This window comes from Nonomuraea aurantiaca (genome assembly GCF_020215705.1).
GTDB lineage: Bacteria > Actinomycetota > Actinomycetes > Streptosporangiales > Streptosporangiaceae > Nonomuraea > Nonomuraea aurantiaca.
In genome coordinates, this window is record NZ_JAIWNB010000084.1 from 1 (window position 1) to 5762 (window position 5762).

A 5762-nucleotide genomic window follows, 5' to 3' on the forward strand; every position below is an offset into this window, starting at 1 on the left:
CGCCCAACGCCGCGAACGCGCCCGCATCCGAAGCGAGAAAGGCATCCGCTGGGGCGGCCGACCTCTGACTTCCGCAGCCTGAAGCCTCGTCATCCAACCCGGCGATCGTTTCCGGTCACAGCACTAGCCAACGCTGCGCCCGGCTCTGTCAGCCAGCGAGGAAACGCCGGAAACCACGCAACACATGCGAACAGGTCGGCTCGCATCGCGATACCGGACAGCGGGTGATTGCCGCAGGTCGCCCAGGTCCATGGCCTCTCCATCACGAGAGAGTTTGTGCTGGTCAGAGCTGTCGACAAGGGTGATGATGGCTGACAGGACCGGCGGCATGACACCCTGCACGGACAACGAGGCTCCCGTGGACGGCTTGGTGTAGGAACCGCCGTTCTACAGGGGGTTTGTTGCATGAAGAGGTCACCCCGCGCCGTATGCGATCAAGCCCGCTGTCCAGCTTCTTGACGGCTGCATCGATGTAGAGCGAATTCCACCAGATTATGGCGTTCAGCCCGAGGCCGAGCGCGCCCACCTGGTCCTCCATGCCGCGTTCATATCCCGTGGTCAGGCGGCCGAGGTTGCCGAAGAAGACGGGGCGGGCCAGGGTGTGGCGGGACTCGCCGATGTTGAGCTGGGCTCCGATCATCCTGCGGTACTCCTCGACATGGATGACCTGAAGCAGGTGGAGCGCTTTGAAGATCCGTCCGTAGTGGGCGAATGCGGTCCCGAGACCGGTCAGGCGGCCGTCGGCCATCATCATCCGGATCAGGTCGTAGGCGTGGACCTGATGGGTGGTCAGCGAGCCGGTCACCCGCACCATGTCGTCTCAGTGCTGCACGATCGCCGGCAGCGACACCCGGCGCAGCCCCAGGGTGTTGAAGTCGCCCCAGGTGTTGCCGGACCTGTGATCGCGGGTCAGGGTGCCCTCCAGCATCGCAGTGTCGACCCACCACAGCTGAGTGTCGGTGATGTCGGCGTGCCGCGGCGCGAACTGATAACCGCAGATCGCGAACAGGCCATACACGACGTCGCTGTAGCTGCCCTGATCGGTGGTGATTACCTCGGGGTGCTCGGCGGCGTCCAGGCGGTGAATGGCGTCCAGGATGAACAGCGAGTCGCGCAGTGTGCCGGGCACCAGCAGCCCGCCGAGCCCCATCACCGTGTCAGATACTGTGTTCAGCCAGGTCGAGCCGCGTGCGCGCTTGCCGATCCCCCAGTAGAGCGGCGAGGGCCGGGCGTGCAGGGAGCTGAGCGGCACGACGAAGCGCATGCCGTCCACCGAGGCCACCAGCCCGCCGCCCCAGTCGGCGGTGATGCCGATGCCCGCCTGCTTGTCGACCAGGCGGGCAGAGGCCCCGGCGATGCCCTCACCGTGGAAGTAGCCCTTCTCCACGCCCAGCAGCCGCTGCTCGGCCAGCGCCGGCATCCCCTCTTTGATCACCGGCACCAGGCCACATTGCACGAGCGGGCCACGGTGAGCGCGGCCAGGGTGATGTCGAGGTCATCGCGGCGCAGGTGCGAGTCGGAGATGCGGTGCATGCGGTCGAACATGCCGGTCTTGTTGTGCGTCTCCAGCAGCAGCTCGGGGTAGTCGATGCGCGGCAGCATCGCCGCGACCGCGTCGTGCACGGCCTTGAAGCCCTCCGGCACCGGGGCGGCCTTCAGCCGGGACAGGTGCAGCTTGCCGCCCTTGATGTTCACCGACGCGTTCGCAGCCAGCCCGGCGGCGACGTGGGTGTAGGCGTCGTCGACGAGGTCGGCCGGCTCTCGCAGATGCGCGCGCGGATCGGCCTGCAGGCCAGCGCCGTCAGCACCAAGGAACGCTCGCGAACCCCAGCCGCTCCTCGATCAGCGCTCCACTTGTCGCGCCCACCGCGTACACGCCGCGGCGGCGCAGGGCCAGACGCAGGCCTCCAGGATGGCGAAGACGTCGGCGGGCCTGTCGATCTGCGGCGCCTTCACCGCGGCGACGATCGGTGAGCCGGCCGCCGTCTCTCCCCATGGGATGACCGAGGCCAGTTGCTCGATGAACGGCTTAACGGTGCCATAGCGCTCCACCAGCTCCGCTCGCCACTCCAGATCGCCGTCGTCCTCATCAGCCTGTACAGGCTGCGGCCGAGTACCTGTCCTCCCCCGCCGAAAGGGCTGCCTCGGATGCCGGGATCGGTATCGCCGAGAGACGTCAGCGTTTCCTGAGCCTGAACAAGCTGACGGGGCCTTGGCGGAAAAACGGCGAAGGCTGACAGGTTTCGGACTTCTCTCGCCTGGCGCGTATCTGTAGGCTGCCGACCCTGGTCGCACATGGAAGCGTGGAATTCACTCTGGCCATGTCGGCGGCACGCTCCCTCACAAGTGTCCGCCGCAATGATTCCCGAGCGTCAAGGAATATGGTGATCCGCTGGAAGCTCGCCACTCTCATAGGCGCGCTACTCGGCTCGACGGTGTTGTCCGCCGCACCCGCCGCCGCCAATCCGAATCCGACCGCCTATAATTCGAAGAGCCAATATCTGGGGGCCTATCCAGTCGATTCGTGGGCCACCACATGCGTGAGCCGCCGGATCTACCTGGGCGCCGGTCACTATGATTGGGCGCTGTTCATGGCGGACTCCGTGGTCGTCAAGCGTGCGAGCTTTTATGTAGGGTCGGGCTGGTACGCCTGGACCGACTGCCTCGACCCTCAAAACGAAAGGTACTGGCACACCTCGACGCTGAATCCCGACAACCCCGCCTGGGAGATGGTGAGTGTCTCCGGCGGCCGGTTGGTGACCATATCGGGCACCCGCGATTGGGGCTCCTATCTGGATTCGCAGTGAGGCCCTTCATCTGAGCCTGGATCCACAGATTGCCGTGCTCGGCGAGTACTCCGCGGCGCCGTCGGGAGACCGGCGCACCTACCGCTCACGCGAGCCGGGCGGAAGAGCCATCCAGAACCAGCACGCGGTCCGCTCGGGCGGCGGACGCCAGGCGGTGGGCAACGACGATCAGAGTATGGCCTCGGGCGGCGAACGCGACCTCCGCTCTTGCTTCAGCTGGGGGGTCCAGGTGACAGGTGCCCTCGTCGAGGATCACCACATGGGCGTCACGGGAGAGATAGGCGCGGACGAGGGCGATGAGCTGGAGCTGTCCCCTGGAGAGCTCGTCGGCGTGTCGGATGTCCTCGTCGTAGCCGCCCACGCGTGGGATCCGGCCGAGCTCGCCGAGACGCTCCACCACCCCGAGGCGGTGGAGCCCTTGCTCAGGGTGTCCGCCACGCTGGAGGTGGTCACGACGGTGACCGTTGAGCGGGTTGCCGACCTCGTGCTTGAGCACGTGCTCTGATCGGAGGCTCTGTCGTGTTTCGGCCACGGTCGCGGAAAATCAGTGCTTTGAGTGCGGATCTTCCCAGCACTTCAATTTTCGTTCGACACCGACGAGCCCGGCTGGCAGGACCAGTTCTGGCTCACCCGCGACGGCCTGCCCGAGTTCGCCGGCGTCCTCGCGGAATTTCGCTCGCTGGGTGGCACGGCCGACGCGATCGCTGGGTGGCACGGCCGACGCGATCGCGCCCGCGCCGAGCCGGTGCCCATCCCGTGGGACTGCGCTGATGGCCTGTTCGAGGCGTACTGGCGCCGCTCGGCGGCGTACCTGGAGGATCACGTACGCCGTGCGATGTCGGTGTGGACGAGGGTCGGGCCGGAGGCCGAGCGGCGGGCGGGTGCGAAGCCTCGGCGACGACCTCGACTCCGGCCGGTGGACCGAGCGCGACGGCGACCTCGCCGACCTCGAGGCGGCGGATCTCGGCCTCCGTCTGCTCGTAGCGTGAGTCTCCGCCTTCCATGGCTTGACGGGCGAGACCGCCGGCTTGGCGGGCGGGCGCAGGGCTGAAGCGTTCTCACGCGTGAGACCGAGCAGCTGCAGACTGTCGGCTGGGTGGCTGTGGTGGTAGTCGGTGGCGGAGGCGATGGTGGTCCAGCCGAGCAGGCATCGCGGCACTGCACGGCGCTCGTGCAAGCCATCCTCATCCTCCAGTTCATCGAAGACGGCCGTTACCCCAGGACGAAAGGGCCCGGCGTTGCTCATTTCCGTGGCGTGGCATGGCCTGAAACAGGCGAAAATTGACAGTTTTAGCACTTTTGCTATCTGTCGACTGTGTCATAACATTGAACAATGAAGTCGTGGAGACTCCGTACTCTCAGTCTCGCCCTTGTCGGCGGATTGCTCGCCTTAACGGCGTCAACGGTCGCACCTGCTGCCGCAGCCGTCAATTGGACGGCGTACAACCTCAAAGAGCAGTTTTTGACCAAAGCCCCGATCGACTCGGACCCCACCTCGTGCGTGGACCGGCGAATCTATCTGAAGGCCGACCATTATCTCTGGGCACACGTCTATGCCGGCAACGTGAACTTTACGAGGCCGGACATATTTCTGGGGGAAGGCTGGTACCACTGGTCCGACTGCCTCGACCCCAAGGGTAGTTATCCCAATGGATACTACTGGCACAGCAGCTCACTGGACCCCGACAATCCCAACTGGGAAACGGTAACTATTGCGGGCGGCTGGCCGGGGCAGGTTGTGTCGGGGATTTACAAGTGGGGCTCGTGTCTTCACCCGCACAACGCCCCCGACGACCTCACCAGCTGTGACAGTCGAGGCACATAGCTGCGAGAATGAGAGACGCACAACGGATTCCGGTGTCAATGCGGTTTCCGGTTGTGCGCTGATTCAACGGTCCGGGAGGCGGAAGGCCGTGCAATCCCCGGATGTACGGCCGCGCCTGGACGACCGCGAATCCGGGGATTGCCCGCCGTCATCACCAGGGGCTTGGATGCTGCGAGCCCGCGTAACCAAGCTGGAGTGGGGCGTTGGAGTCCTGGCCGAGCTACACAGAGCCAGGGCGGCAGAGCGCAGCGCTTCGGGCGAACAAGGGGACGTGACCGAGACCGTCCAGCAGTGGCTCCCCGTTCGCCTCCCAATGATCAACAGTAACCCCAGCCTTCCTCCCGACCAGGCGAGCGAGTCAATACCGCGTTGGCTTGACCTCGACGCCTTGCGTAACGGCGACACTCACGCGAGCCTGGCGGCCGGCTTCGCCATCGGCACGGCACCATCACCGCCTGGCGCTACGTCCGCGAAGCCGTGGACCTTGTGGCCGTCCTGGCCGACGACGTGCATGCCGCCACGGCGCGAACAGCTCGGTTGGCGCCATCCTGGACGACACTCTCATCCCGATCAGCCGCCTCGCCGACGAGCGGCCGTCCTACAGCGGGAAACACCAGCAGTACGGGATGAACGTGCAACTGCCGGCCGATCCGGTGGGCCGGCTGGTGTGGGCCTCGCCCGCGCTTCCGGGCGCGCAGAGCAGGCCGGCTTGGGCCTCGACCTCCAGTCAACTTGCCCTCCGTGACAGAAGAGATCATTTCTCTCTGACCTGCAGGAAGAGTTCACCAACTCTAGGAAATCCGAGCATCCCTTCGGCAGGGTGTTGCGACGACCACTAGAACGGAAGGACCGGGCTGGCTTCATGTCGGCGCGCTCGAAGACCGGGTCCACCGGGCGTGTGATCCGGGCACGTTCCCTCCTGCCGGAACCCTGTTGGCGATCATGGCGTTGTCCACGATGCCGCGCGGCCTTGAGCACCCGGCCGTGCGCGCCTGGCTCCGCCCTAGTATTCTGCGCCGGAAAAGCGGCGGATAAATTTGTATTCTGATGGATATGGCGCATTCTGGACCGCCGGCGGCGGAGATCCATCTGACCGAAGCCGAACGAGCTCGGCTGATTGGCATGTCGGC

Annotated in this window: 5 protein-coding genes and 2 pseudogenes; 4 read left to right on the forward strand and 3 right to left on the reverse strand. The window is 65.7% G+C overall.

Annotated features, from left to right (window positions below):
• Positions 1-283: 283 nt before the first annotated feature.
• The 3 genes and pseudogenes from LDL49_RS56010 to LDL49_RS56020 form a co-directional block, all read right to left on the reverse strand.
• Positions 284-1420, reverse strand: a pseudogene (locus LDL49_RS56010) (Tn3 family transposase).
• 11 nt (positions 1421-1431) lie between these two features.
• Complete coding sequence (locus LDL49_RS56015) at positions 1432-1695, reverse strand: hypothetical protein (RefSeq protein WP_225303118.1); 264 nt, start codon at positions 1693-1695, stop codon at positions 1432-1434.
• A gap of 147 nt (positions 1696-1842) precedes the next feature.
• The gene (locus LDL49_RS56020; protein WP_225303119.1) at positions 1843-2052 is read right to left on the reverse strand and encodes a hypothetical protein; all 210 of its coding nucleotides are present in this window, start codon (positions 2050-2052) and stop codon (positions 1843-1845) included.
• A gap of 329 nt (positions 2053-2381) precedes the next feature.
• Here LDL49_RS56020 and LDL49_RS56025 point away from each other — a divergent pair, with 329 nt between their 5' ends.
• The 4 genes and pseudogenes from LDL49_RS56025 to LDL49_RS56040 all read left to right on the forward strand — a co-directional run.
• A complete protein-coding gene (locus tag LDL49_RS56025) occupies positions 2382-2807 on the forward strand; it encodes a hypothetical protein (RefSeq protein WP_225303120.1) in 426 nt (141 codons plus the stop codon).
• Positions 2808-2841: 34 nt separating this feature from the next.
• Positions 2842-3312 carry a hypothetical protein gene (locus LDL49_RS56030; protein WP_225303121.1) on the forward strand — a complete coding sequence of 157 codons (471 nt, stop codon included), beginning with the start codon at positions 2842-2844 and terminating at the stop codon, positions 3310-3312.
• 828 nt (positions 3313-4140) lie between these two features.
• Positions 4141-4632: a hypothetical protein gene (locus LDL49_RS56035; RefSeq protein ID WP_225303122.1), complete on the forward strand. Its 492-nt coding sequence runs from the start codon at positions 4141-4143 to the stop codon at positions 4630-4632.
• A 385-nt stretch (positions 4633-5017) separates the two neighbouring features.
• Positions 5018-5327 (forward strand): annotated as a pseudogene (locus LDL49_RS56040) (IS5/IS1182 family transposase); the annotation flags it as partial.
• Between the last annotated feature and the right edge of the window lie 435 nt (positions 5328-5762).

Bases quoted from the DNA above. Each gene is read 5' to 3' on its own strand.
- LDL49_RS56025 (WP_225303120.1), top strand. From the start codon at position 2,382: ATGGTGATCCGCTGGAAGCTCGCCACTCTCATAGGCGCGCTACTCGGC.
- LDL49_RS56035 (WP_225303122.1), top strand. From the start codon at position 4,141: ATGAAGTCGTGGAGACTCCGTACTCTCAGTCTCGCCCTTGTCGGCGGA.